Source organism: Pseudomonas sp. Fl5BN2, assembly GCF_009908205.1.
Taxonomy (GTDB): domain Bacteria; phylum Pseudomonadota; class Gammaproteobacteria; order Pseudomonadales; family Pseudomonadaceae; genus Aquipseudomonas.
This window is the reverse complement of sequence record NZ_JAAARL010000008.1, coordinates 1-26,408: the sequence shown is the minus strand read 5'-3', so window position 1 is coordinate 26,408 and position 26,408 is coordinate 1. Positions and strand designations below refer to the sequence as shown.

At 60.0% G+C, this 26,408-nt stretch carries 21 protein-coding genes; 10 read left to right on the top strand and 11 right to left on the bottom strand.

The features are described from left to right. Positions 1-5 precede the first annotated feature (5 nt). From GV819_RS12755 to yjiA, 3 genes are all read left to right on the top strand, one after another. Positions 6-2,072 carry a carbon starvation CstA family protein gene (locus tag GV819_RS12755; protein ID WP_161756447.1) on the top strand — a complete coding sequence of 689 codons (2,067 nt, stop codon included), beginning with the start codon at positions 6-8 and terminating at the stop codon, positions 2,070-2,072. 15 nt (positions 2,073-2,087) lie between these two features. Then, positions 2,088-2,285 (top strand): YbdD/YjiX family protein, encoded by a 198-nt coding sequence (locus GV819_RS12750; RefSeq protein ID WP_007937254.1) that lies wholly within the window; start codon positions 2,088-2,090, stop codon positions 2,283-2,285. Positions 2,286-2,399: 114 nt separating this feature from the next. Further along, the gene (gene yjiA, locus GV819_RS12745; RefSeq protein WP_161756446.1) at positions 2,400-3,371 is read left to right on the top strand and encodes a GTPase; all 972 of its coding nucleotides are present in this window, start codon (positions 2,400-2,402) and stop codon (positions 3,369-3,371) included. Between the two features lie 32 nt (positions 3,372-3,403). Here the strand turns inward: yjiA and GV819_RS12740 are convergent, their stop codons facing one another. The 5 genes from GV819_RS12740 to GV819_RS12720 all read right to left on the bottom strand — a co-directional run bounded on the left by GV819_RS12740 (position 3,404) and on the right by GV819_RS12720 (position 11,831). After that, on the bottom strand, positions 3,404-4,099 hold the full coding sequence (locus GV819_RS12740) for a GntR family transcriptional regulator (RefSeq protein WP_161756445.1): 696 nt from the start codon (positions 4,097-4,099) through the stop codon (positions 3,404-3,406). A gap of 37 nt (positions 4,100-4,136) precedes the next feature. Next, a complete protein-coding gene (locus GV819_RS12735; protein WP_161756444.1) occupies positions 4,137-4,850 on the bottom strand; it encodes a FadR/GntR family transcriptional regulator in 714 nt (237 codons plus the stop codon). A gap of 79 nt (positions 4,851-4,929) precedes the next feature. After that, the gene (locus tag GV819_RS12730) at positions 4,930-6,243 is read right to left on the bottom strand and encodes a C4-dicarboxylate transporter DctA (protein WP_161756443.1); all 1,314 of its coding nucleotides are present in this window, start codon (positions 6,241-6,243) and stop codon (positions 4,930-4,932) included. Between the two features lie 290 nt (positions 6,244-6,533). Beyond that, positions 6,534-7,787 carry a serine hydroxymethyltransferase gene (glyA, locus tag GV819_RS12725; RefSeq protein WP_161756442.1) on the bottom strand — a complete coding sequence of 418 codons (1,254 nt, stop codon included), beginning with the start codon at positions 7,785-7,787 and terminating at the stop codon, positions 6,534-6,536. A gap of 195 nt (positions 7,788-7,982) precedes the next feature. Then, positions 7,983-11,831, bottom strand: coding sequence for a sensor domain-containing protein (locus GV819_RS12720; RefSeq protein ID WP_161756441.1), 3,849 nt, complete (start codon positions 11,829-11,831; stop codon positions 7,983-7,985). Between the two features lie 282 nt (positions 11,832-12,113). On the opposite strand from GV819_RS12720, the gene ettA reads away from it, so the two are divergent. Together ettA and gdhA are read left to right on the top strand one after the other, a co-directional pair. Continuing rightward, positions 12,114-13,778, top strand: a complete 1,665-nt coding sequence (gene ettA / locus GV819_RS12715; RefSeq protein WP_161756440.1) for an energy-dependent translational throttle protein EttA — start codon at positions 12,114-12,116, stop codon at positions 13,776-13,778. A gap of 287 nt (positions 13,779-14,065) precedes the next feature. Beyond that, entirely contained in the window at positions 14,066-15,403 is a 1,338-nt protein-coding gene (gdhA, locus tag GV819_RS12710) for an NADP-specific glutamate dehydrogenase (RefSeq protein ID WP_161756439.1), read from the top strand. 6 nt (positions 15,404-15,409) lie between these two features. On the opposite strand, the gene GV819_RS12705 is transcribed toward gdhA, so the two are convergent. The 4 genes from GV819_RS12705 to GV819_RS12690 form a co-directional block, all read right to left on the bottom strand. Then, positions 15,410-15,904: a GreA/GreB family elongation factor gene (locus GV819_RS12705; protein ID WP_161756437.1), complete on the bottom strand. Its 495-nt coding sequence runs from the start codon at positions 15,902-15,904 to the stop codon at positions 15,410-15,412. Between the two features lie 71 nt (positions 15,905-15,975). Continuing rightward, a complete protein-coding gene (locus GV819_RS12700; protein ID WP_161756436.1) occupies positions 15,976-16,332 on the bottom strand; it encodes a hypothetical protein in 357 nt (118 codons plus the stop codon). A 131-nt stretch (positions 16,333-16,463) separates the two neighbouring features. Further along, entirely contained in the window at positions 16,464-18,317 is a 1,854-nt protein-coding gene (locus GV819_RS12695) for an Lnb N-terminal periplasmic domain-containing protein (RefSeq protein ID WP_161756434.1), read from the bottom strand. 92 nt (positions 18,318-18,409) lie between these two features. After that, positions 18,410-18,898, bottom strand: a complete 489-nt coding sequence (locus tag GV819_RS12690) for a DUF3015 domain-containing protein (protein WP_161756433.1) — start codon at positions 18,896-18,898, stop codon at positions 18,410-18,412. A 276-nt stretch (positions 18,899-19,174) separates the two neighbouring features. On the opposite strand from GV819_RS12690, the gene GV819_RS12685 reads away from it, so the two are divergent. Both GV819_RS12685 and GV819_RS12680 read left to right on the top strand, forming a co-directional pair. Beyond that, the gene (locus GV819_RS12685) at positions 19,175-21,613 is read left to right on the top strand and encodes a Lon protease family protein (RefSeq protein ID WP_161756432.1); all 2,439 of its coding nucleotides are present in this window, start codon (positions 19,175-19,177) and stop codon (positions 21,611-21,613) included. Positions 21,614-21,826: 213 nt separating this feature from the next. Further along, positions 21,827-22,159 (top strand): hypothetical protein, encoded by a 333-nt coding sequence (locus GV819_RS12680; RefSeq protein ID WP_161756431.1) that lies wholly within the window; start codon positions 21,827-21,829, stop codon positions 22,157-22,159. Positions 22,160-22,218: 59 nt separating this feature from the next. On the opposite strand, the gene GV819_RS12675 is transcribed toward GV819_RS12680, so the two are convergent. Then, positions 22,219-24,051: a hypothetical protein gene (locus GV819_RS12675; protein WP_161756430.1), complete on the bottom strand. Its 1,833-nt coding sequence runs from the start codon at positions 24,049-24,051 to the stop codon at positions 22,219-22,221. 162 nt (positions 24,052-24,213) lie between these two features. Here GV819_RS12675 and GV819_RS12670 point away from each other — a divergent pair, with 162 nt between their 5' ends. From GV819_RS12670 to GV819_RS12660, 3 genes are all read left to right on the top strand, one after another. Further along, entirely contained in the window at positions 24,214-24,702 is a 489-nt protein-coding gene (locus tag GV819_RS12670) for a TIGR00645 family protein (RefSeq protein ID WP_015637095.1), read from the top strand. 133 nt (positions 24,703-24,835) lie between these two features. Continuing rightward, the gene (locus tag GV819_RS12665; RefSeq protein WP_161756429.1) at positions 24,836-25,141 is read left to right on the top strand and encodes a DUF6482 family protein; all 306 of its coding nucleotides are present in this window, start codon (positions 24,836-24,838) and stop codon (positions 25,139-25,141) included. A 127-nt stretch (positions 25,142-25,268) separates the two neighbouring features. Then, positions 25,269-25,886, top strand: a complete 618-nt coding sequence (locus tag GV819_RS12660; RefSeq protein WP_161756428.1) for an FKBP-type peptidyl-prolyl cis-trans isomerase — start codon at positions 25,269-25,271, stop codon at positions 25,884-25,886. Between the two features lie 90 nt (positions 25,887-25,976). On the opposite strand, the gene GV819_RS12655 is transcribed toward GV819_RS12660, so the two are convergent. Then, complete coding sequence (locus GV819_RS12655; protein ID WP_025129186.1) at positions 25,977-26,246, bottom strand: PA4570 family protein; 270 nt, start codon at positions 26,244-26,246, stop codon at positions 25,977-25,979. Between the last annotated feature and the right edge of the window lie 162 nt (positions 26,247-26,408).

Genomic DNA, 26,408 nt, shown 5'->3' with positions numbered 1-26,408 from the left:
TAAAAATGAAAAACAATAATAGCCTGGCACGCCATATTCCCTGGCTGCTGCTGGCAATCGTAGGAGCGTGCGCCCTCGGCGTCGTTGCATTACGTCGCGGAGAAGCAATTAACGCCTTATGGATTGTGGTGGCTGCAGTGGCCATCTATCTGGTGGCGTACCGGTATTACAGTCTGTTCATCGCCAACAATGTGATGCAGCTGGACCCGCGTCGAGCCACCCCCGCCGTAGTCAACAATGATGGTCTGGACTATGTGCCGACCAACAAACATATTCTCTTCGGTCACCATTTCGCGGCCATTGCTGGTGCCGGCCCCCTGGTGGGCCCGGTCCTGGCGGCGCAGATGGGCTACCTGCCCGGAACCCTGTGGCTGATTGCCGGTGTGGTCCTGGCTGGTGCGGTTCAGGACTTCATGGTGCTGTTCCTTTCCACCCGGCGTAACGGCCGCTCCCTAGGCGACATGGTCCGTGAGGAAATGGGCCGTATCCCGGGGACCATTGCGCTGTTCGGCTGCTTCCTGATCATGATCATCATCCTCGCGGTGCTGGCGCTGATCGTGGTCAAGGCCCTGGCCGAGAGCCCGTGGGGCATCTTCACGGTGATGGCGACCATCCCGATTGCCGTGTTCATGGGCGTCTACATGCGTTACATCCGCCCGGGCCGGATCGGCGAGATCTCGCTGATCGGCGTGCTGCTGCTGCTCGGCTCCATCTGGCTGGGGGGCCAAATAGCGGCCGATCCGGTGTGGGGCAAGATGTTCACCTTTACCGGCATCCAGATCACCTGGATGTTGATCGGCTACGGTTTCGTCGCTGCGGTGCTGCCGGTGTGGTTGATCCTGGCCCCTCGCGACTACCTGTCGACCTTCCTCAAGATCGGTACCATCATCGCCCTGGCGATCGGCATCCTGATCACCATGCCCGAGCTGAAAATGCCGGCCCTGACCCAGTTCACCGACGGCACCGGCCCGGTGTGGAAGGGCGGCCTGTTCCCGTTCCTGTTCATCACCATTGCCTGCGGCGCGGTGTCCGGCTTCCATGCGCTGATCGCTTCGGGGACCACGCCCAAGCTGCTGGATAACGAAGCCAACGCTCGTTACATCGGTTACGGCGGCATGCTCATGGAGTCCTTCGTGGCGATCATGGCCATGGTTGCGGCCTCGGTAATTGAGCCCGGTGTGTACTTCGCGATGAACAGCCCGGCGGCAATTGTCGGCGCTGATGTGGTCTCTGTGGCCCAGACCGTCAGCAGCTGGGGCTTTATCATCAGCCCCGAGCAGTTGCAGGCGGTGGCCAGGGACATCGGTGAAAACACCATCCTGGCTCGTGCCGGCGGTGCGCCGACCCTGGCGGTGGGGATCGCGCAGATCCTTCACCATGTGCTGCCGGGCGAGAACACCATGGCGTTCTGGTACCACTTCGCAATCCTGTTCGAAGCGCTGTTCATCCTGACGGCGGTGGACGCCGGTACCCGTGCCGGGCGTTTCATGTTGCAGGATTTGCTGGGGTCTTTCGTTCCGGCGCTCAAACGCACCGAGTCCTGGACCGCCAACCTGATCGCCACTGCAGGCTGCGTGGCCATGTGGGGCTACCTGCTGTACCAGGGCGTGATCGATCCGCTGGGCGGTATCAATACCCTGTGGCCACTGTTCGGCATCTCCAACCAGATGCTCGCCGGTATCGCCCTGATGCTTGGCACCGTGGTCCTGATCAAGATGAAGCGTCACCGCTACATCTGGGTCACTCTGTTGCCAGCTGTCTGGCTGCTGATCTGCACCACCACCGCGGGCTTCATCAAGCTGTTCGATGCCAACCCGGCGATCGGCTTCCTGTCGCTGGCGAAGAAATACAGCGATGCTTTGGCCAGTGGCCAGATCCTCGCTCCGGCCAAGGACATCACGCAGATGCAGCACGTGATCTTCAATGCCTACACCAACGCGACCCTGACGGCATTGTTCCTGCTGGTGGTGTTCAGCATCCTGTTCTACGCGCTCAAGGTCGGTATCGCGGCCTGGGGCAGCAAGGAGCGTACGGATAAAGAGTCGCCCTATCAGGCTTTGCCGGACGCGTAACTGAGGATTGCAAATATGTTCAATGACCTGAGTCGCCTCGGTAAGTACCTCGGTCAGGCCGCGCGCTTGATGGTCGGCATGCCCGACTACGACAACTACGTCGAGCATATGCAAACCAAGCACCCGGACAAGCCGGTGATGTCGTACGAGGCGTTCTTCCGTGAACGCCAGGAAGCGCGGTACGGCGGCAAGGGCGGTCCGAAGTGCTGTTGAAGCACTGCGTTTAAGCCACACCCATGTAGGAGCCGGCTGGCCGGCGATAGCGATCTCATCGACGCCATCGCCGGCCAGCCGGCTCCTACGTTTTTATGCGTGGGAGATCCTGTTTTGCAAAGTCCTATTCCCGTCACCGTGCTCAGTGGTTTTCTTGGTGCCGGCAAGACCACCTTGCTGCGCTACCTGCTCAAGGCCGAACACGGCTTGAAGATTGCCGTGATCGAAAACGAATTCAGCGATGCCGCTATCGACACCCAGTTGCTGGGCGACGAGCCGGTCCAGGTCATGACCCTGTCCAATGGTTGCGTCTGCTGCACCATCCACACTGATCTGACCAAGGCCCTGTACCTGCTGCTGGAGCGCCTGGACAGCGGTGAGATCGCCTTCGACCGGTTGGTGATCGAGTGCACCGGGCTGGCGGATCCGGCGCCAGTGGCGCAGACCTTCTTCATCGATGAGGAACTGCGTGAGCGCTATATCCTCGATGGCATCATCACGTTGGTGGACGCCAAGCACGCCGAATTCCACCTGACCCAGACCATCGCCCAGGCGCAGATCGGCTTTGCCGACCGCCTGCTGGTGAGCAAGCGTGACCTGGTGGATGACGCCGCGTTCGATGCCCTCAGCCAGCGCCTGACGCGGATCAATCGCCGGGCACCGATCCATGTGGTCGAGCACGGCCAGATCGACCTGGCGCAGATGCTGGATGTCCGGGGATTCAACCTCAATGCCGACCTGGGCGGCGGCATCAGCCTGCGGCCGGTGAACACTGCGCCGTCGCTGGATCGGATTTCCAGCCTGGTGTTGCGTACTGGGCAGGCACTGGACTTGGATCGTCTCAGCGGGTTCATGAATGAACTGCTGGAGGACCATGGCAAGCAATTGCTGCGCTACAAGGGCGTGTTGAACATCATCGACGAACCCCGGCGGATGGTGTTCCAGGGCGTGCTCAAGTTGTATGGCTTCGATTGGGATACCGAGTGGGCCGAGGGCGAGGCGCGGGAAAGCGTGATGGTGTTCATTGCCGACGATTTGCCGGAGCAGAAGATCCGCCAGGGCTTTGAGCGGATGCTGGCCGGCTGAGGCTGTCGTCAGCCGGCGGAGCTCCACCCTTCCTAGAGGTTGCCTAGCAGTCGCTGCTCCAGGTGTTCGAGGTGCCGGTTCATCAGGGCCTCGGCCGCTGCCGCATCGGCATCCTGCAGTGCATCGATAATGGCTGAGTGTTCTTGCCAGGCGCAGTAGTTGCGAGCCTGGCCTTCGATCTGGGCAATCGCCAGGGAGGTCAGCGGCACCAGGCTGCCGAGGAAGTGTGCCAGTGGCCCGTTGCCGGCGATGTGCGCCAGTTGCAGGTGGAACTCCCCGGAAAGCCGGATTGCCGTGCCGCGCTGGTTGCGCTCGATGGCTTCGCGTTCCTGGGCGATCAACTGTCGTAGGGGCTGCAGCTGGCGTCGGGGTTGCTGGCAGGCCAGGCGCACCAGGGTGATTTCCGTCAGGCGTCGGGCATGCAGGATCTGCCGGGTCTGTTCCAGGTCCGGGGCGGCGACCTGGGGCCGGTGATTGGGCCGCAGGATGATCACCTGCTGGTGCGACAGGCGCGCCAGCACCTGGCGGATAATGCTGCGGCTGACGCCAAAGGCCTGGCCCAGGCTGTCCTCGGTGAAGCGGCTGCCGGGGGCGATGCGTTGTTCGAGAATGGCGTCGAAAATCTGCGGGTAGACATCGTCCACCAGCAGCGTTTTCTCGCCGCACTGGCGCCGCGGCAGGCTGGCTACCAGGGTGAAGGGATTATTTTTCAGGGCGTAGCTGACCATGGCCTGTCTCCAGTCCAGTTGCTGACACAGGGGGAGATTACGAGGCGTTCGAGCCTAGGTGATCGTCCGGAATATTCAGTTCGATGCCCATGCGCAGGCCTTCCTGGAGAATGTGCCGGCGCATCTCGGCGCTGGCCAGGGCACTGTTCTTGTTGCGGATCGCCCGCACCACGGCTTCATTTTCCTCCAGGCGCTCGGCCAGGTGCTGCGGCGAATTGCGCAGGATCTGCGCACTTTGCTTGAGGGCATTGCTGGTCTGTTGCACTACGTTCTGGAAGATCGGGTTGGAGGTCAGGGTGAACAGCTCCTCGTGGAAGGCAACATAGGCGTTGACCCCGGCTTCGCTGTCATTGGCCTCCAGGGCCTCACGCATGTCCATCAAGGTCAGGCGCAGTTGGCCAACCTCCTTGCTGCTGATGGATTGCGCCACCAGCCCGACGATGAACGGCTCCAGGGTATAGCGCAGTTGCAGCACGTCTTCGAGGCTGGCGCCGGCCACTGCGCTGTCGGCGTGCTGGGCTTCGCCCAGGGGCGCGTCCAGCACCACCACGCCTTTGCCGGGCATCGAGCGCACCAGGCCCAGGGTTTCCAGGACAATCACTGCTTCGCGCAGGCTCGGGCGGCTGATGCCCAGTTGCTCGGCCAATTCACGTTGCCCTGGCAGCATGTCGCCGGAGCGCCACTGGCCTCGGGCCAGGGCGGCCCGGAGCTTTTCTACCACTGAATTCACAACCGTTGACGAGCTGATCACTGTTGACTCCATGAGCTATCGATAGCGCGATGTTCCTGCGCTGATTGTTGTGCCTGCCTGCGGCTGGCACAAGGTCGGATCAAAATTCCTGCTGATGGGCACCAGCAATCGGTTTTCGTGCCTGGAAGGTATAACCCTGCTGCCCGCTCAGGACCTTATTGGCGCGTTGTACGTCGATGTCCTTTTCCCAGCGGGCGATGGCCACGGTGGCCACGCAGTTGCCGATCAGGTTGGTCAGCGCGCGACCGATACCCATGAACCAGTCCACTGCCAGCACCAGCACCAGGCCCACCACCGGAATCGCCGGAATCGCGGTCAGGGTCGCCGCCAGAATCACCAGGGCCGAACCGGGAATACCGTGGGCGCCTTTGGAGGTGATCAGCGACACCAGGAGGATGGTCAGCAGGTCCGAGATGGACAAGGGCGTGCCGGTGGCGTTGGCGATGAACACGATGGCCAGGGTCAGGTAGATGGAGAAACCGTCCAGGTTGAACGAGTAACCGGTGGGAATCACCAGGCCCACGGTGGAGCTGCCAATCCCCAGGTGCTCCAGCTTGCGCATGATCTGCGGCAGGACCACGTCGGAGGAGGCGGTACCGAGGACGATCAGCAATTCTTCCCGCAGGTATTTGATGAAGGGCAGCATGCGCAGGCCCGACAGGCGCATCACCAGCCCGAGGACCACTGCGACAAAGGCGAAGCAGGTCAGGTAGAACAGGCCCACCAAACTGCCCAGGTGCTGCAGCGAGTCCAGGCCGTATTTGCTGGTGGTGAAGGCGATGGCGCCAAACACGCCGATGGGCGCCAGGCGCACGATCATGCCCATGATGCGGAAAATCACGTGGCTCAGCTCATTGATCAGCCGGGAGATACCGGAAGCGGCTTCGCCCACCAGGTTCAAGGCGCTACCGAACAGCACCGAGAACAGCAGCACCTGGAGGATATTGTTTTCAGCAAAGGCGCCGATTACCGAGGTCGGAATCAGGTCCATGAGGAACTGGGTGGTGGTGTGCATGTGCTGGCTGCGCTGGGCGATATCGCTCATGTCCGCAGGGGACAGCTGCTCCAGGTGGATGTTGGCGCCGCTGCCGATACCGGTGCTGAAGGCCATGATCAGGCCGATCACCAGGGCAATGGTGGTGAGTACTTCAAAGTAGATCACTGACTTGAGGCCGATGCGGCCGACCTTCTTCAGGTCACCAGCGCCGGAGATGCCGCTGACCACGACGCAGAACACGATCAGGCCGATCAGCATCTTGATCAGCTTGATGAAGCCATCGCCCAGTGGTTTGAGTTGTGAAGAGTATTCGGGGAGGGTGAGTCCGCAGACGATGCCGAGCATCAATCCGAGCACAACCTGGAGGAAAATCGAACGCGAGCACCATCTGAGCATGGGGAGAATCCTGGTCGGTGTCCTGTCTGCCGTGCGCTATCTAGGCGCAGCGGATGGAGGACTTAATTATTGTGGTCTTACCGGTATGTCCAGTGCAGGCGCAGTCTACGCTCGGGTTTTATGGGTTTACAAGAGGGGTGTCGCAAATTGGCATGACCGGTCTTACCAGTTGGAATCCTCTGGTCAGTCATGACCTGCGAAAAACAGGCGGGTGTGGTCGGGGGGGATTTTGCAGGCGTAAAAAAGCCCGGCGCAGGGCCGGGCTTCTCGTACTGCGATCTGCGGGCTGATTAAGCGCCGTACACCGGCAGCTTCTTGCAGATGGCTTTGACTTTCTCGCGAACCGCGTCGATGACCGACTGGTTGTTCAGATCAGCCAGGATGTCGCAGATCCAGCCAGCCAGCTCTTTGCACTCGGCCTCTTTGAAGCCGCGAGTGGTCACGGCTGGAGTGCCGAAGCGCAGGCCGGAGGTGACGAACGGGGAGCGTGGGTCGTTTGGTACCGAGTTCTTGTTCACGGTGATGAAGGCGGCGCCCAGAGCGGCGTCGGCGTCTTTACCGGAAATGTCCTGCTTGATCAGCGAGAGCAGGAACAGGTGGTTTTCAGTACCGCCGGAAACCACGTCAAAACCGCGCTCGATGAACACGCCGGCCATGGCCTTGGCGTTCTTCAGCACTTGCTGCTGGTAGGTCTTGAACTCAGGCTGCAGGGCTTCCTTGAAGCAGATCGCCTTGGCCGCGATCACGTGCTCCAGTGGGCCGCCCTGGGCGCCCGGGAATACTGCGGAGTTGAGTTTCTTCTCGATGTCGGCGTTGGCGCGAGCCAGGATCAGGCCGCCACGTGGACCGCGCAGGGTCTTGTGGGTGGTGGTGGTCACCACGTCAGCGAATGGCACCGGGTTCGGATAGATGCCTGCGGCAACCAGACCGGCCACGTGGGCCATGTCGACAAACAGGTAGGCGCCGACTTTGTCAGCGATTTCGCGGAAGCGCGGGAAGTCGAGGATCTGCGAGTAGGCAGAGAAACCGGCCACGATCATTTTCGGCTTGTGCTCGACTGCCAGGCGCTCGACTTCGTCGTAGTCGATCAGGCCGTTAGCGTCGATGCCGTATTGAACGGCGTTGTACAGCTTGCCGGAGGACGAAACGCTGGCGCCGTGGGTCAGGTGACCGCCGTGGGCCAGGCTCATGCCCAGGATGGTGTCGCCGCCTTGCAGCAGGGCCAGGTACACGGCGCTGTTGGCTTGGGAGCCGGCGTGCGGCTGGACGTTGGCGTAATCGGCGCCGAACAGTTCCTTGGCGCGATCGATGGCCAGCTGTTCAACCACGTCGACGTATTCGCAGCCGCCGTAGTAGCGCTTGCCTGGGTAACCTTCGGCGTATTTGTTGGTCAACACCGAGCCTTGAGCTTCCATCACCGCTGGGCTGGTGTAGTTTTCCGAAGCGATCAGCTCAATGTGCTCTTCCTGACGCTGAGCTTCTTGCTCCATGGCGGCAAAGAGATCTGCGTCGTACTTGGCAATAGTCAAATCACGGCTGAACATGGCGGTCCTCAAGGATCGGGGGCAGAAAAGGGAGGCATTCTACCCCAATGGGTTTTAGATGGCATATGAAAGGACATCATGTCGCAGACAAGTGGCCTTCACGTCACGGCTTAGCTCCCGTAGGAGCTGGCTTGCCAGCGAAGAGGCCCCTGAGAGCGCCTTCGCCGGCAAGCCGGCTCCTACAGCGGGTCGGGGTCAATCGAACATGAACAGGGCGTCGTTGCTGAACTGCGCCTCGAAGCGGTTGGCCGGCATCGGCCGGCCGAACAGGTAGCCCTGGACTTCGTCGCAGCCATGCTCACGGAGGAAGTCCAATTGCTCGTGGGTTTCCACGCCCTCGGCGATCACCGCCAGGTTCAGGCTGTGGGCCATGGCGATGATGGCGCGGGCGATCTGCGCATCCTGTTCGCCGGACGGCAGGCCGTCGACGAAGGTACGGTCGATCTTCAGCACGTCGATGGGGAACTGCTTGAGGTAGTTCAGTGATGAGTAACCGGTGCCGAAGTCGTCCACCGCGATGCTCAGGCCGAGGTTCTTCAGGCCGTCGAGGATCTGCATGGCTTCGCTGACTTCGCGCATCAGGATACTTTCGGTCAGTTCCAGTTCCAGGCACGCCGGCGGCAGGCCGGTGTCCTTGAGGATGGTGGCGATACGCGTGCCCAACTGGCCATCGGAGAACTGCCGGGCCGAGATGTTCACCGAGACCTTCGGCACCCGCACCTTGGCTTGATGCCAGACCTTGAGTTGACGGCAGGCTTCACTGATTACCCAGTCGCCCACATCCACCACCAGGCCCAGCTCTTCCAGTACCGGAATGAAGTCCCCCGGCGGCACCAGCCCGCGTCGTGGATGGCGCCAGCGCAGCAGCGCCTCGGCACCGGTCAGGCGTTTGCCGTCACCGCTGAATTGCGGTTGGTAATACAGCACGAATTCTTCCTGCTCCAGGGCGTGGCGCAGGTCGCTTTCCAGTTCCAGACGTTCCAGGGCGCTGGCGTTCATGTCCGCCTGGTAGAACTGGAAGTTGTTCTTGCCGCGCTCCTTGGCGTGGTACATCGCGGTGTCGGCGTTCTTCATCAACTGGCTCAGTTCATTGCCGTCCTGAGGGCTCAGGGCAATGCCGATGCTGGCGGTGACGAAGAACTCCCGACCTTCCAGGACAAAGGGTCTGACCAGGCTGGCAAGGATCTGCTCGGCCACATTAATCGCCCGGTTCAGAGCCATTTCCCGGCTGGATCGGGGTTGCAGGAGCAGGGTGAATTCGTCGCCGCCCATGCGCGCCACGGTGTCGTCATTGTCGACGCAGCCCAGCAGGCGGGTGGCCATTTCCTTGAGCATGCGGTCGCCGGCGGCGTGGCCCAGAGAATCGTTGATCGGTTTGAAACGGTCCAGATCGAGGAACATCAGCACTACCCAGGACTTTTGTCGCTCCGCTGATTGCAAGGCCGTGTGCAGGCGGTCCTGGAACAGTGTGCGGTTGGGCAGGTGAGTCAGGGCGTCGTAGTAGGCCAGGCGATGAATCCGCTGTTCGCTGGCCTTGCGCTCGCTGATGTCACTGAAGAAACACACGTAACTGGCCAGGTCGCCTTCATCGTCGAGCACTGCCGTGATCCCGACCCAGGCCGGGTAGTGCTCGCCATTGCGCCGTTTGAGCCAGACTTCGCCTTCCCAGGTACTGTGCTGGTTCAACTGTTTGAGCACGTAGCGCAGATGGGCTTCCTGCTGGTCGTCGACGGTGAGCATATTCGGCAGTTGGTCGAGCACTTGGGACACGGCGTAGCCGCTGACCCGGCTGAAGGCTTCGTTGGCCTGGACGATGTAGCCGGCGGGGTCGGTGATCAGGATGGCCGAGGTCGAGTGTTCGAATACCGTGGCCGCCATGCGCAGGTCTTTTTCCGCCCGGCGTTGCTGGCTGATGTCGCGCCCAACCCCGAGCACGCCTTCGAATACGCCATGCTCGTCCCAGACCAGCACCAGGCGCAATTCGATGGGGATCTTGCGGCCGTCGGCCCGCAGGCAGTCGAACAGGAACAGTTGGGTCTGCACCTGGCTGCGCAGTTGCGCCAGCTGTTCGGGTTTGTCCAGGGCCTTGCTGACCCGATCCATCAGGGCATAGATGCCACTCAATTGCTGCGGGTTGGCAATGGTCGACTGCCAGCCATTCTGGAAGATCCACTCCACGTCGTAGCCCAGCACCGCGTGTACCGAAGGGCTGACGTAGTTCAGCGAGAGTTTGCTGTCGGTGGAGAAAATCACATCGCTGATGCTTTCAGCCAGCATGCGGTAGCGCTGTTCGCTGTCACGCAGGGATTCGCTGGCTTCGATCTGGTCGGTGATGTCCTTGGCCACGCCGATGATCCGTGTCACCTGGTCGTAGCGATCTCGGGCCAGGGCTTGCTCACGGATCTCGAAGCGCCGCCAATCGCCGCTGCGGTGGCGAAAGCGCAACTGGCACTGCAGGAGTTGGGCGTAGGCCGTGTGTCGTTGTTCCTGGCGCAGGCGGTGATAGAGGTCGGCGTCTTCCGGATGCAGGAGAATTTCCCAGAAGTACTCGCCCATCTGGTGCAGTTCGGTCTTGTTGTAGCCGAGGGTCTGGCCCAGGTGGTGGTTGCTGAAGATCATCCGCTGGCTGATCACGTCCTGAACGTACAGGTGATCGGGTACGGTACGCACCACATCCGACCAGAAGCCCTCGCGCTCCAGCAGCGACAGTTCGATCAGCTTGCGGCTGGTGATATCGCTGATACTGAGGATGACCGCGTTGTAGTCCTGGGTCCGCTCCGGCAGGCGCAATACGAGCCACAGATGCTGGTCGTTGCCGTGGGCGTCACTGAGCTTGATCTCCAGCTCCAGCTGTTTCTGCTGGTTGATCACGGTCTCCAGCAACTGGCTGCCGATGGAGCTGCCGTTTTTTGGACAGCCGTCGATCAGTAACTGCCAGGCCTGCTCGCTGGACTCGACATTGAGCAGGCGCAAGGCAACCTGGTTGACCTCGGTGATGCGCAATTCCTGCAGCAGTTGTTGCCGCTGCTCCGGGTGGCTGTTCTGCCAGTGTTTGAGTTGGTCGCTGGTGTGCAAGTGGTGCTTTTCAAGGAACCCCGGAAGCCCGGAGATATCCAGTACGCACAGGGCCACGCCAGTGCCCTCGAAAATATCCTGATAGCGGCGCCGACCTTCGTGCAGTTGGCGCTGGCGCCGGCGCATGCCTAGCAGGGCAATCACCGGTAGCAGGGAGAAGGCCAGGCCCAGCAGGCACTTGCCAATAAAGGCCGGCAGCAGTTCTTCGATCACCGCGCGCTGGTCAAACAGGCCACGCAGTTGCCAGTCGCTGTTGCTCAGGGGAGCCAGCAGGATGCTGCTGGCCATTTCGTCGGGGGCGAGCATGCCCGGAGTCGGGCTGCTGCGGTCATCGCGTTTGATTACCTGGTGGGTCAGGCGGTTTTCGATTGCCCAGGTGGGTTTGAAGCCTTCTTCACTCTGCCGGACCAGGGTCTGGAGGAAGCTGGGCGCTATGCGCAGGATCCAGTAGCTGCGGGTCGAACCGCTGGTTTGATGCAGCAGCACATACACCACTGAGCCGTCAGCAGCATTGCTGTAGTAATAACGTTGCGAGTGACTGCGTTGCACTAGCTCAGCCAGCCAGAGCGCGTCCTGGCTGTTGGTAGCGCTGTCGCTGAGGATCTGTCCCTGGGAATCCAGCAGGGCGAAGCTGCGTACATCGGGTAGCGAGCGCCGGAGTTTCTGCAGCAGTTGCTGCTGTTGCTGGCTATCTTCGGGGGCTGCGACGATCGGCAGCAGATTGAGGGCGATCTGCGCATTGAGCGCCAGGTTCAGGCTCAAGTGGTCGGCCAGGTCGGCGCTATAGTCGATGGCGTGCTGATGCTGGTCCTTGCGGGTCTGCTGCAGTTGATCCAGCAGCTGCCAGAACAACAGGGCCAGGAGCAGCAGCACCAGCGTCGCCAGTGCTCCCTTGAGTGTGCCCCGCAAAGGATAAGCCAACGCAGAGGCATTGACGCGCGCGGGCTGTGGCGAAGAGACATTGGGCAAGCTGTGATCCTGCGGTTTGGCTGGGCTGGCGCGACGTGCACTATAAGCCGGACGCCCGAAGGGCGGCTAGCATGCCTGGAGTTGTGGCAAAGTGCCAGGCCTGCTTGGCTGGACCTGGATCGTGCATTGAGGTAGTTTTGCCGGTTACGCGGGAGCGTTCCAGCTCCAGACAATCAGGCTTTTTCCGCCCGCCGGTATTGATCATGGTCAATGTCGGCGCAGCGCATGGCCTGGCACGGGCCTCGCCCGTTCTATTCATCAGTCACTGACGCTAGGTTCACCATGGCTCAATACGTCTTCACCATGCATCGGCTGGGCAAAGTTGTTCCGCCGAAGCGGGAAATCCTGAAAAATATCTCCCTGTCATTCTTTCCCGGCGCCAAGATCGGCGTATTGGGCCTCAACGGTTCGGGTAAGTCCACGCTGCTGAAAATCATGGCAGGCGTCGACACCGAATTCGAAGGCGAAGCCCGTCCGATGCCGGATCTGAACATCGGCTATCTGCCCCAGGAGCCGCAGTTGGATCCGACCAAGACCGTGCGTGAAGTGGTCGAGGAAGCGGTCAGCGTGATCAAGGACGCCCAAGCGCGCCTGGACGAGGTCTACGCGGCCTACGCCGAGCCGGATGCCGACTTCGACAAGCTGGCGGCCGAGCAGGCCAAGCTGGAAGCGATTCTGCAAGCCAGCGATGGTCATAATCTGGAGCGTCAGCTGGAAGTCGCTGCCGATGCGCTGCGTCTGCCGGCCTGGGACGCCAAGGTCGAATTCCTGTCCGGTGGTGAAAAGCGTCGTGTGGCCCTGTGCCGCCTGCTGCTGTCCGCCCCCGACATGCTGCTGCTCGACGAACCAACCAACCACTTGGACGCCGACTCCGTCGCTTGGCTGGAGCACTTCCTGCACGACTTCCCGGGCACTGTGGTTGCGATCACGCACGACCGTTACTTCCTGGACAACGTTGCTGGCTGGATTCTCGAACTCGACCGCGGCGCCGGTATTCCTTACGAGGGCAACTACTCGGGTTGGCTGGAAGCCAAGTCCGATCGTCTGGCTGCCGAGTCCAAGCAGCAGTCGGCCCACGAAAAAGCCATGAAGGAAGAACTGGAGTGGGTGCGCAAAGGCGCCAAGGCCCGCCAGTCGAAGTCCAAGGCTCGTCTGCAACGCTTCGAAGAAATGCAATCGCAGGAATTCCAGAAGCGCAGCGAAACCAACGAGATCTACATCCCGGCTGGTCCGCGCCTGGGTGACAAGGTCATCGAGTTCAAGAACGTCACCAAGGGCTACGGCGATCGCGTATTGATCGACAACCTGTCGTTCTCCATGCCTAAAGGCGCCATCGTTGGCGTGATCGGCGGTAACGGTGCCGGTAAGTCGACCCTGTTCCGCATGCTGATGGGCAAGGAAACACCGGACTCCGGCACCATCGAAGTCGGCGAAACCGTGCAGCTAGCCTGTGTGGATCAGAGCCGCGAAGACCTGGACGGCAGCAAGACCGTGTTCCAGCAGATCTCCGACGGTTCCGACCAGATCCGTATCGGTAACTACGAGATCCCGTCGCGCACTTACGTTGGTCGTTTCAACTTCAAGGGCGGCGACCAGCAGAAGTTCGTCAAGGACCTGTCCGGTGGTGAGCGCGGTCGTCTGCACTTGGCCCTGACCCTGAAAGAGGGCGGCAACGTCCTGCTGCTCGACGAACCGTCCAACGACCTCGACGTTGAAACCCTGCGTTCCCTGGAAGAAGCCCTGCTGGACTTCCCGGGCGCTGCCATTGTGATCTCTCACGATCGGTGGTTCCTGGACCGGGTGGCCACTCACATCCTGGCGTACGAAGATGACTCCCAAGCGGTGTTCTTCGAAGGCAACTACACCGAGTACGAAGCCGATCGCAAGAAGCGCCTGGGCGAAGCCGCGGCACAACCGCATCGTGTGCGTCACAAGAAGCTGGCCTGATCGGGTCGCTGCTTGAAAAGAACGGAGCCTTCGGGCTCCGTTTTTTATGCCCGGTACAACAGTTTCCGATCTATTCTCCATGGGTTGTTGGCGTACAAAGTGGGTGCAAATCCGTCAATTTTTGTCACCAATTCGGTGCGTAAAAAACCTGAAAAACCAGCGTATTTATATTTATTGCACCATTTAAATTCAGAACTGCGACATTTTGCGCTGTCGCGGTGCGGACTGAGTTGATAAAGTCCCGGGCAAATCTCCCCTTAACGACAATAAATTTGCCGAGACTTCCCATGATCGAATCCGTCGAAGACTTCCTCGCCCGCCTGAAAAAGCGCGACCCGGACCAGCCTGAGTTTCACCAGGCAGTGGAAGAGGTGCTGCGTAGCCTCTGGCCCTTTCTCGAAGCCAATCCGCACTATCTGAGCTCCGGCATTCTCGAGCGCATTTGTGAGCCGGAACGCACCGTGGTGTTTCGCGTTTCCTGGGTCGACGATCAGGGCAAGGTCCGGGTCAATCGTGGCTTCCGCATCCAGATGAACAGCGCCATTGGTCCCTACAAGGGCGGCCTGCGCTTCCATCCATCGGTCAACATGGGGGTGCTGAAATTCCTCGCCTTCGAGCAGACGTTCAAGAACTCCCTGACCTCCCTGCCCATGGGCGGCGGCAAAGGCGGCTCTGACTTCAACCCCAAAGGTAAGAGCGACGCCGAAGTCATGCGCTTCTGCCAGGCTTTCATGACCGAGCTGTATCGCCATATTGGTGCCGATGTGGACGTTCCGGCGGGTGATATCGGCGTCGGTGCCCGGGAGATCGGTTTCCTTTTCGGCCAATACAAACGCCTGAGCAACCAGTTCACGTCGGTGCTGACCGGCAAGGGCATGAGCTATGGCGGCAGCCTGATTCGTCCGGAAGCCACAGGTTTTGGCTGTGTGTACTTCGCTGAGGAAATGCTTAAGCGTCGCGGTGATCGTGTCGAAGGCAAGCGCGTGGCGATTTCCGGTTCCGGCAATGTGGCGCAGTACGCGGCTCGCAAGGTCATGGATCTGGGAGGCAAGGTGATTTCCTTGTCGGACTCCGAAGGCACCCTGTACTGCGAGTCTGGCCTGAGCGAAGAGCAGTGGCTGGCGGTACTGGAGTTGAAAAACATCACGCGTGGGCGCATCAGCGAACTGGCGAGTCGCTTCGGCCTGGAGTTCCGCGCCGGCAAGACGCCGTGGGACCTGGTCTGCGACATTGCGCTGCCTTGTGCCACGCAGAACGAGCTGGACGCCGCCGCCGCCCATACCTTGTTGCGCAATGGTTGTACCTGTGTCGCCGAAGGCGCCAACATGCCTACCACCCTGGAGGCTGTGGATATCTTTATCGACGCGGGCATCCTGTTCGCCCCGGGCAAGGCGTCCAACGCTGGCGGCGTGGCCGTGAGTGGGCTGGAGATGTCGCAGAACGCCATGCGCTTGCTGTGGACCGCCGGTGAGGTGGACAGCAAGCTGCACAACATCATGCAGTCGATCCACCATGCATGCGTGCACTACGGTGAAGAGAATGGCCGGATCAACTACGTCAAGGGCGCGAACATCGCCGGTTTTGTCAAAGTTGCCGATGCCATGCTCGCCCAAGGCGTGGTTTGAGTTGCCTCAGGCCGGTTCGATGCGGATGATTTCGATCACCTGATCCCCCACCGGTCGCTGCCACAGGACTTCGTCACCGGGTTGTGCCCCCAGCAGGGCACGACCCAGGGGCGACGCCCAGTTGATCAGGCCCCTGGCCGCATCCGCTTGATCCTCTCCGACCAATTGCACGCTTTGCTGGTGATTCTGATCATCGGCGAAGGTGACCCGGCTGCCGATCTGCACCTTGTCGGTGGAGGTTGCTGCAGTGACCACCATGGCGCTGTGCAGGCGTTGGGAGAAGTAGCGCAGGTCGCGCTCCAACTCTGCCAGTCGTTGTGGATCGGCGGCATCACCCGAGTCGGTTTGCTCTATGTGCTGGCTATGCAGGTGGGCAACTCTGGCCTGCAGCTCGGCGAGCCCCTGAGGCGTGACGTAATTGGGTTGAGTGCTAATCTGGCGCTCCACCGGCTGCTCGGCCTGGGCGGCGGCCTGATCTTCATTGACGAAAGCGCGGCTCATGGTTTTCTCCTTGAGTGGAGGGTTGGGCCATGGTTGCAGGCTTTTGACTTCGACGGTTACCTGAAAACGACTTACTGCGAGCGATAGGCCCGGGCTGCGTCGCGCTCCTTTTCCTGTTGCCAGGCACGCTCGCGCTCATCCCAATGGTGATCCCGGTAGTCGTTGCGGTCCTGGTTCTCCAGCATGGCCTGGCATTGCCGAAAGCCATCGCTCCAGCCTGTCGCGTATTGACGATCCTTGAGGTCGCGGAGAACGTCCTTGCGAAACTCTCCGGTCATGGCCCCTGCCGCCTGGCGACCACTGATGCAGCCATCATCGAAGCCGTCGGCAAACGCCGGCGGATAGCCCAGCCTGAGCAAATGCTCGTGGGTCGATTCACAACCGCTGATCAGCACCAGCAACGGCAATGCCCACCCGTAACGCCACATTTTCGACTCCCAAGCTTGGTGTGAGTGAAGTCTAGAAGGGTGTTTGTCAGCGATCTGTGAAAGACGGATAAGCCTTGCGTGATTGCCATCGGGCCTCAAGAGTGGATCAGGCTTGATACTCGCCGCTACGTCTAATAGTGATACCACTTGAGTTCGAGCATGACTTCGTTGACCGGAGTGGCCAGTTGGCTGAACTCCCGCTGTGCACTCAGGCGCAGGCCCAGGTTGCGCGACAGCTCCCACTGTTGGTTAAGGCTCAGGCTGCGGCGGACTTCGCCATTGGTGAAGTAGTCGCCCTTGGCTTCGAGGCTGAAATTGCCCAGTGGATTTTTCCACAATAGCCCGGAATTGAAGCCCGCAGCCGGGGCGATGAAGCCGGCAAAGTCGGCATTGTGCTCAACCCGTACGGTGCCCAGGACAAAGCCCAGGGTATCTTGGCCCAGTTGCCAGGTGCCACCGGCACCGCCGTTGACGTGGCTGACCAGGGTTTCATCGTCATGCTTGCCCGGCACCCGTTCCAGGCCGCCGGTGACTTGCCAGGACCAGGGCTGTAGCAGTTCGTTGCGCGGTGTCAGGGAGCGAATGGTCGCCAGGTCCAGCTGTTGCAGCTGCCAGTGATTGCCCTCGTACTGGCGTAGCTTCATCTGCAGGATCTCGATTTGTGCACCCAGGGGGAAACCCTCGGCGTTGTCATTCAAGTCGTGATAGGCCATGCGCAGGCCATACTCGGCAAAAGCCTTGTCATCCCGGGTACCGACGCCCAGTTGCCAGGTACGGGACTGGTGGCCGTCTTCCGGTAGGCTAGGGCGTTCGATCTGCAGTTCCGGTGGGGGATTCTGGTTGATTGCCCGTAGCAGTTCGAAGCTGCGCTGGGAGCGCTCGGTATCGCGCTCCAGGCCGTTGGCTCGATAACGCTCAAGACGGTAGGCGGCATCGACGATCAAGGCCTGGCGATCCCGGGGCAGGGCTTTGAACCCGGCAGTCTGCAACTGTTTCTGATCGGTGCTGACGTTGAGTACCCACTGCTGCTCTTCGTGGCTCAGGGGCTGGGCGCGGCTGAGCAGCTCGCGCTCTCTGGACGGGCGATAGTCGATCCTCTCCACCAATCCGGCATCCTTGACCGCCTTGACCGTGTCGGTGGGGATGGCGGTCAGAGGGAATTGCTCGGTCAGACGCAAGCTGGGACGAGCCACTTGTAGCAGCTCCAGCAGCCGGTAGGAGCAGTTTTCATCGAAGAAGAAGTAGTCGAACTTGATCTGCTTCAGCTCCCAGACATGCTCGACCATGCGCTCGGTTTCAACTTGCGTCAGGTTCAGCCGGTATTCCCACAAGTCACGGTTTTCCAGGCTACGGTATTCCGCGAGCTTTTCCTGGTAGGGCACCAGGGCGAAAAGTCCGGGATAGCCGCCCATCAGGCCTTTCCAGGCGTAGAGGATGCTGTTGTCCGAACCTTCGATGTAGGCGCCGAAGTTGATTGCGTAGCTGAGCAGGGCGGTGTGGTTGCTTTGTACATCGGCTTGGTCGATGCGCAGCAAGGTATGGCCGAACATCGATGACGGGCTGTTCAGATAGGCCGCGGGGAAGATCATCACAGTGCTGTGCGGCGACACATCCTTGAACCACTGTTTGAACTCGGCGCACTCGATCTGGGGCAAGTCGTTCAGGCCCAGCTGTGCCTTGAGCCAGCGGGCGCGGGCCGGGTAGACGCATTGGGCATGTCGTTCGCTGGTGCTGGCCGGTGCATAAAGCGCGTTCAGGGTCGCGGCCAGCTCGGCGTCGGGATGGTGGGCACCGTCGCGGTCGAGAAAGAACTTCGGATCACTGACGTAACTGCGCCAGCCGCCAAGCTTGGCGGTTTCATAGTGGCCAATGGAAATCCAGAACGGATCATTGGCCAGTTGCTGCAAACGTTGTTGGTCGATGTGGGGCGCGGCATACAGCGGGGCGCAGACACAGAGCGCCAGGTAGGCAAGGCGTTTGAGCATGGTGAGCAACTTAAGTCGGAAATACAAAGACCCAAGATGGGCAAGGTCCAGAAGATAAAACCCGCTCCCCGGAAGGAGCGGGTGGGTCGAGCTTAAGCTTGGGTTGCGTATTTGGCCAGGCGTGGGTCGTTCTTCAGTACCGCCAGGGTATTGGTATGCACGTCTTCCGCGGTCACGTCAGCCTTGCTGAAGATCTGTTGGAAGTGTTCATGGGTGACCGCAGCAAAGTGCGCACGGTCTTCAGGGGCTACACCGAGTACCACGGCGTAGGTGGTCAGGGCTTCGCCTTGCCCCTTGGCCATGTCTTCGGAGAGTTCGTTCATCATGCCGTTCATGGCGAACCAGGACTTGCCACCGTAAGTCAGGGAGGCATTGGTGGCGCAACCGTTGGTGCCGGAGGTCATGCCAAATGTCGCGTTGCCGGAGGTGCCGTTGGTGGTGGAGGCCATGAAGTGCGCTGGAGTGCCGCGCTGGCCTTGGAACAGCATGTTGCCCCAGCCGCAATCCGGGCCGCCTGGCGCTTGAGCCATGGCGTTGAGGGACACAGCGGTGAAAAGAGTACCGAGAAGAATCCGTTTCATAGCGTTGATCTCTTTGTGTGCATACCAATGGACAGGGAGACTGGTCCGTGCAGGCACCAGTGGGCCGGTTATCTATCCAGCCTCGCAGTTTGGAGTTTAGGCAGGTTCGCTGGGTTCCGTACTTTTTTACAAAACAATGCCTGACACAGCAGGTTTTACTTGGCTTGAGTGGCGGTGCATGGCTTGGCTATGCTTTCCCCTGAGGCGCGCCTTGCCAGCCGGGCATACCCGGCGCCAGAATGCCGCCATCTGCCCCGCCTGATGTAAGGAAGCCCGATGCCTGATCCTGTTGCTGCCAGCTTGCGTCTAGCGCCTGAAGCGCTGACCCGTCCTTTCTCTGCTGAACAGTTCAGCTTCTCGACAACCAATGATTTGGAGCCCTTTCGCGGTGTGCTTGGCCAAGAGCGTGCGGTTGAAGCCTTGCAGTTCGGCGTGGCGATGCCGCGCCCCGGTTACAACGTATTTGTCATGGGCGAGCCGGGAACCGGTCGCTTCTCCTTCGTCAAACGCTATTTGAAGGCCGAAGGCAAACGCCTGCAGACCCCATCGGACTGGGTCTACGTCAACAACTTCGACGAGCCTCGGGAGCCTCGGGCGCTGGAACTGCCGGCCGCTGCCGCGGGGAGTTTCATCACCGACATCAACGGGCTGATCGATAACCTGCTGGCGACCTTTCCGGCGGTGTTCGAGCACCCGTCCTATCAGCAGAAGAAGAGCGCCATTGATCGAGCCTTCAACCAGCGTTACGACCGTGCTCTGGATGTGATCGAACGTTTGGCCCTGGAAAAGGATGTGGCGCTGTACCGCGACAGCAGCAACATCGCCTTTACCCCTATGTTCGAAGGCAAGGCCCTGGACGAGGCCGAGTTCGCCCAGTTGCCGGAGGTTGATCGCGAGCGCTTCCATGAGGACATTTCTGTCCTGGAAGAGCGCCTCAACGAAGAGCTGGCAAGCCTGCCACAGTGGAAGCGCGAGTCGAGCAATCAGTTGCGTCAGCTCAACGAGGAAACCATCACCTTGGCCTTGCAGCCATTGCTGGCGCCTTTGTCGGAGAAGTACGCAGAGAACGCCGCGGTCTGCGGGTATTTGCAGGCCATGCAGGTCTACTTGCTGAAAACCGTGGTCGAGCAACTGGTGGATGACAGCAAGACCGACGCGGTGGCGCGCAAGCTGCTGGAGGAGCAGTACTGCCCGAGCCTGGTGGTCGGTCACCCGGCCAACGGCGGCGCTCCGGTGGTATTTGAGCCCCATCCGACCTATGACAACCTGTTCGGTCGGATCGAGTACAGCACCGACCAGGGCGCGCTCTACACCACTTATCGGCAACTGCGTCCGGGCGCGCTACACCGGGCCAATGGCGGCTTCCTGATCCTGGAAGCCGAGAAGATGCTCAGTGAGCCTTTTGTCTGGGACGCCCTCAAACGCGCCTTGCAGTCGCGCAAGCTGAAGATGGAGTCGCCCCTGGGCGAGATGGGACGCCTGGCCACCGTGACCTTGACGCCGCAGATGATCCCGTTGCAGGTCAAGGTGGTCATCATTGGCGCCCGCCAGCTGTATTACACGCTGCAGGACCTGGATCCGGACTTCCAGGAGATGTTCCGGGTGCTGGTGGATTTCGACGAAGACATCCCGATGGTGGATGAGAGCCTGGAGCAGTTTGCTCAGTTGCTGAAAACCCGGACCTCGGAGGAGGGCATGGCTCCGTTGACTGCTGATGCGGTTGCGCGGTTGGCCACCTACAGTGCGCGCTTGGCGGAGCACCAGGGACGTCTGTCGGCTCGGATCGGCGATCTGTTCCAGTTGGTCAGCGAGGCTGACTTCATCCGTCATCTGGCTTCGGACGAGATGACCGACGCCGGGCATATCGAGCGTGCGCTGAAGGCCAAGGCCACTCGTACCGGGCGGGTCTCGGCACGGATTCTCGATGACATGCTGGCGGGTATCATCCTGATCGACACCGACGGTGCGGCCGTGGGCAAGTGCAACGGCCTGACGGTGCTGGAAGTGGGGGACTCGGCGTTTGGCGTGCCGGCGCGGATCTCCGCCACGGTCTATCCCGGTGGCAGCGGCATTGTCGACATTGAGCGTGAGGTCAATCTTGGCCAGCCGATTCACTCCAAGGGGGTGATGATCCTCACCGGTTACCTGGGCAGTCGTTATGCCCAGGAATTCCCCCTGGCGATCTCCGCAAGTATCGCCCTGGAGCAGTCCTACGGTTATGTGGACGGCGACAGTGCTTCGCTGGGTGAAGCCTGTACTTTGATTTCGGCGCTGTCGAAGACGCCGCTCAAGCAGTGTTTCGCCATCACCGGCTCGATCAATCAGTTCGGTGAGGTGCAGGCTGTGGGTGGGGTCAACGAGAAAATCGAGGGCTTCTTCCGTCTGTGCGAAGCTCGTGGCTTGACCGGAGAGCAGGGCGCGATCATTCCCCAGGCCAACGTCGCCACCTTGATGCTCGACGAGAAGGTGCTGCAGGCAGTGCGTGCCGGGAAGTTCCACGTGTATGCGGTGCGTCAGGCCGATGAGGCCCTGAGCCTGCTGGTGGGGGAGCCGGCCGGAGAACCGGATGCCGAAGGACAGTTCCCAGAGGGCAGCGTCAACGCACGGGTGGTGGAGCGCCTGCGGGTGATTGCCGAGATGATCAGTGAAGAGGACTTGAAAGAGGCGGAAAAGGAGCTGGCACAAGAGGCGCTAACGGAAATCAAGCCGGCATGACGCCAGCCATTGGCGAGGACGTTGAACCTCGCCATTGGTGTCAGCCGGATGACGTCAATTTTTCAAGATAGACCATTCGGCGCCTGTTGAATCGGTCAACTTTGCTTATCAGGCTTTTCTTCTATTCTCAGGGCAAGGAGAACGACAGTCGTCGCTGGATCGAAACAGCCTTCTGCTGAAGGCTGAATAGTGGATCTACCGAGGGTCGCCGCCATGTCGCGCAACCTTTGTCTCACTCGCCAATGTCTTGGCCTGGTTACTCGTATCGAATGCATCGTCCGCCCGCTGGCGGGAGACAACGGTATGTGGACCCTGCTCTTCGCCGCCGGAATGGCCGGTGAACAACCCTCAGCAATCAAGTCACAGGGCCCGTTCTGCGGTCCTGTGGTGGCGGAGTCCATTCTTGATTCGATCGTTGAAAGCCTGACGACTCACGGTTACCGGTTAGCCGATGATCCACAGATCTGGTGCCTGCATTTGCAGGCCCAGCTGCGTCAGATCAACGGCGAGCGCGGACGCAGCGCCGGTGACTTCCAGTTCCCTTGAACGCTGACCCCTATGGGCTGTTGATGTGTGGCCAGCAGCACCGCGGGTCATCACCGTCCTTAAGGGGCAGGGGGCGTCGATTCGGTCTTGTCCAGTTTGACTTCGAAGCCGTATTCGACGGTATTGAGTTCGCTGCGTTCGTAGCTTTCCAGTTGGCTGGGCTGACCGTAGAAGTAGTGCACGTCGAACAGTGCGTGGCCGTTGTTCGGGGCGCCATGGCTGACCGCAAGAATCTCCTTCAGATACTGGCCGCTGTCATCCTTGGCGTAAAAGCGCCACGCGTCCGCGGGAAAAAGTTTCTGGTCGACAATCAGCGCGTTGCCCTTGAACTCCAGGCCTTTGGGCAGCTGTTGGGTGCTGATGGTTTTTTTCTCGATGCTGGCCAGGAACAGCGGAATGGAGCCAACGGCGTACGCTGGGGTTTCCGGGAACAGGTTCAGGTCGTAGGTGATGACGCCACGTATGGGGTCGATTTCGAACGCCTCGTCCGGTAGTTCGATAGGTTCGCCGCGTTGGCCCTTGTCGTTCTCGGTGAAGAAAGTCAGCGGGGTGTCGCCGGCACTGAACTCCGATCCCAGCAGTTCGTCATTGAAGGTCCGTGGGTGACTGAACTCGATACGCGCGGCACTGGCGTCTTCCACCGATTGGCTGATGGTCACGGTTTTTTTCAATGTATCTTCGTCAAGCTCCGCCCCTTTGAGGTAGTTGGCGGCTTGATCGTCATAGACCATCACTGGCATGGGTAGCGGCTGGATCGTCTTGTCGGTGGTGCTCCGGTCAAAGCGATGTACCGGCAGGTCCAAGTCCTTGAGCGTTACGCTGGCCTGGGCAAAGTCGAGTACGGCAACCTCCAGTTTGTCCACCAGGCCGTTGAAATACACCTTGGCGTAATGAGTGGTGTGTTGTTGATCGAAGGCTTTTTGCTCGTCCTCCAATTGTTTCTCGAATTCATTGCTCCAGCTTTTCTGCTTTTGCATCTCGGCCAGTTGCTGTCTGTAGAAGGCGATTTGCGGGGCGCTTTCGTTGATCGAGCCCGCGCGGGAGAGGATCTGCCCAGTGCTGTCACGGGCCTGTGCCAAAAAAGGATTGAGCGAAGCGTCATTGGCCTCTTCAGGCAGCGGAGTGCTGTTGTTCAGTTCGATTTCAGCGACGTTTTTCTCCAGCGACAGCAGGGTCAGGCTGATGTTGCCGTCTTGGCGAGGTTTGCCGATATCGGCCTTGGTCAGTTCGAAGTTGAGCACGCGACTGGGGGCAATCACTTCGAGCTTGCCGAGCAAGGAGACTGGTTGCGGCTGGTTCTTGTTGTCGACCTCCAGGCCCTCGATGAAGGGGTAGGTTATGGTCAGGTCATCCGGATTGGTCAGGTTGGAGCTTGAAGGGCTCAGTTGAATTCCGGGGTCGGTCTCTGACCACTCAGGTTGGAACGGGATGACCTTCTTGTTGCTCAGGGTGACTGATTGCCACTCCAGCCCGTGAGGGAAGGGAAACTGTGCCGGCATTTCGAAACTGAAGGGAAACACCGGCTGCAGATCGGTCAGGTAGTCCGAGCTGGAAGGCTTGCGCAGCACGAACAGGCCATTGACGTAGGTGTCCACCAGGGCTTGTGGCGTGGGGTAGTGCTTGAGCAGGACCAGGCTGTCGTCGCCGTATTCGGTGTCGATCGGCTTGTTGGCAAGCTTGACCTGTGCACGCTCAAGCAGCAGCAGCGAGCCGCCAAGGTCGGTAATGGCTTCTTTGAGCTTGGGGTCCTGGATGGCATCCAGGGATTTTTCAAATTGCGTGGTGCGTTCTTCTAGGCTGGCCTGTTTCTTTTCGTCGCTGGGCGAACAGCCGCTGCTGCTCAGCAGCGCCACACAAAGGGCGAGGCTCGCCAAAGGCAATCGCAAATCCATTTTCCAGTCTTCCTGTCCAATGTCAGTGAGCGGTATGAATGACTTCGACACTAGCAGAAAAAACGCTGGGAAAAACCCGTGGATCAGGCGCTTATCTGTGGTTTATGGCCTTTTGGAGCGCTGATATACTCGCTGCCGTTTTTTATCCTGGTACGAGATTCAATGGAACGTTTTATCGAGAATGCGATGTATGCCTCGCGCTGGCTGCTGGCGCCGATCTACTTCGGTTTGTCCCTGGGGCTGTTGGCATTGGCACTGAAGTTCTTCCAGGAAGTCTTCCACGTTATCCCCAATGTGTTCTCCATGGCCGAGTCCGACCTGATCCTGGTTCTGTTGTCGTTGATCGACATGGCGCTGGTCGGCGGTTTGCTGGTGATGGTGATGATTTCCGGCTACGAGAATTTCGTGTCGCAACTGGACATCGATGAAGACAAGGAAAAACTCAGCTGGCTGGGCAAGATGGATTCCTCTTCGTTGAAGATGAAGGTGGCGGCCTCTATCGTGGCAATCTCCTCGATCCACCTGTTGCGAGTGTTCATGGACGCCAAGAACACCCCCACCGAGTACCTGTTGTGGTACGTGGTGATTCACATGACTTTTGTGATTTCGGCGTTCGCCATGGGTTACCTGGATAAACTGACCAAGCACTGATTGCTTTTTTGATGAAGCGAGCGCCGCCCGGCCGTTGCAAAACGGACGGGCGGCGTTGTTTACGGCTTGTGCTTTTCCTGGGCGGGGCATATCCCTGTAGCTGTCACGGGCTCCAATTGCACGAGGTGCACTCATGAACCTGCAGGAAATGAATGCCTACGCCATTGCTGGAAAAGTCGACGAGTTGAACCTGATCTCCCTTGAAGGCGGGATCTATCTGCTTGAGGCACGCATGCACGGGGCGGCGTACCCGCTGAGTGATGCTCGTGGACAAATGTTTCATCTGCGTTCGGTGGAGCATGCCCGTGAAGTGCTGCAGTCCTTCCCCAAGCTGCCGTTCAACCTGATTCACACTTCGGTGCATGACGAGATGTGTGGTTTGTCCGCCAGCGCCGAAGAAAGCCTGAAGGTACCGATCACCCTGCGCTCCGGCTGGTAGTGCCGGGGTTGCGCTGATTATCGCCGAACTTCTGTGCTAGTCTGCTCGCCCTTTTGGTTCCGGGCGCTCCGGAAGGCCCTGTGTTTCCACGGCCTTTCCCGAGCCGTCCGCACAGCGGAGCAGTGTCATGTCCGAAGTAAATCTGTCCACCGACGAAACCCGCGTCAGCTACGGCATTGGCCGTCAGTTGGGCGACCAACTGCGCGACAACCCGCCACCGGGTGTGAGCCTGGATGCGATCCTGGCTGGTCTGACCGACGCTTTCGCCGGCAAGCCAAGCCGTGTGGATCAGGAAGAAATGTCCGCCAGCTTTAAAGTCATCCGCGAAATCATGCAGGCTGAAGCAGCTGCCAAGGCCGAAGCGGCAGCAGGTGCCGGCCTGGCATTCCTGGCTGATAACGCCAAGCGTGAAGGCATCACTACTCTGGCTTCCGGCTTGCAATTCGAAGTACTGACTCAGGGCGACGGCGCCAAGCCATCCCGTGAAGACAGTGTGCGCACTCACTACCACGGCACTCTGATCGACGGCACTGTGTTCGACAGCTCCTACGAGCGCGGCCAACCTGCTGAGTTCCCGGTAGGTGGCGTGATCGCTGGCTGGACCGAAGCGCTGCAACTGATGAACGCCGGTAGCAAATGGCGTCTGTACGTGCCGAGCGAACTGGCTTACGGCGCACAAGGTGTGGGCAGCATCCCGCCGCACAGCGTTCTGGTGTTCGACGTCGAGCTGCTGGACGTTCTGTAACCGGTGCAGGAGCCAGCTTGCTGGTGGTGAGGAGGCCGCATCGGCGGTCTGTTCATCGCAAGCAAGCTTGCCCCTTGATCGGTTTAGGTTTCATAGACGGATTTTTGCGCTCAGGCCTTGGCCATCGGTGCCGGTCGGCCGTAAGGCTCTGGCGTAGCAGAACAAAAACAGGTTGCGCACCAATTCCTTGAGTACCAGCGGCTCGCTGGAGCTCAAACCATTCAGGTCCAGATCTCCCTGGTCCTGCAGCTCGCTCAGGGCTTCTTCTTCCAATACCGCACAGACTTCCCCGGTTTCCCGATGCAGGATTCGCAGGTAAGGGTGTGGGCGGTCCAGCCAGGCATCAATCAAATAAGTCATGGTTCTCGTCTCCTTGAATGGGATTCAATGAGAATAATTCTTATTCAATGAATAGCAAGTGCCTATTGGCGGTTTCTGCTTTTTTCTGTGCAGAAATTGTTTTTGGTCAAACCGACTGGCTTTTTGCTAGCAAGTGTTCGGATCAGGCGGGGGGGGCAGCGA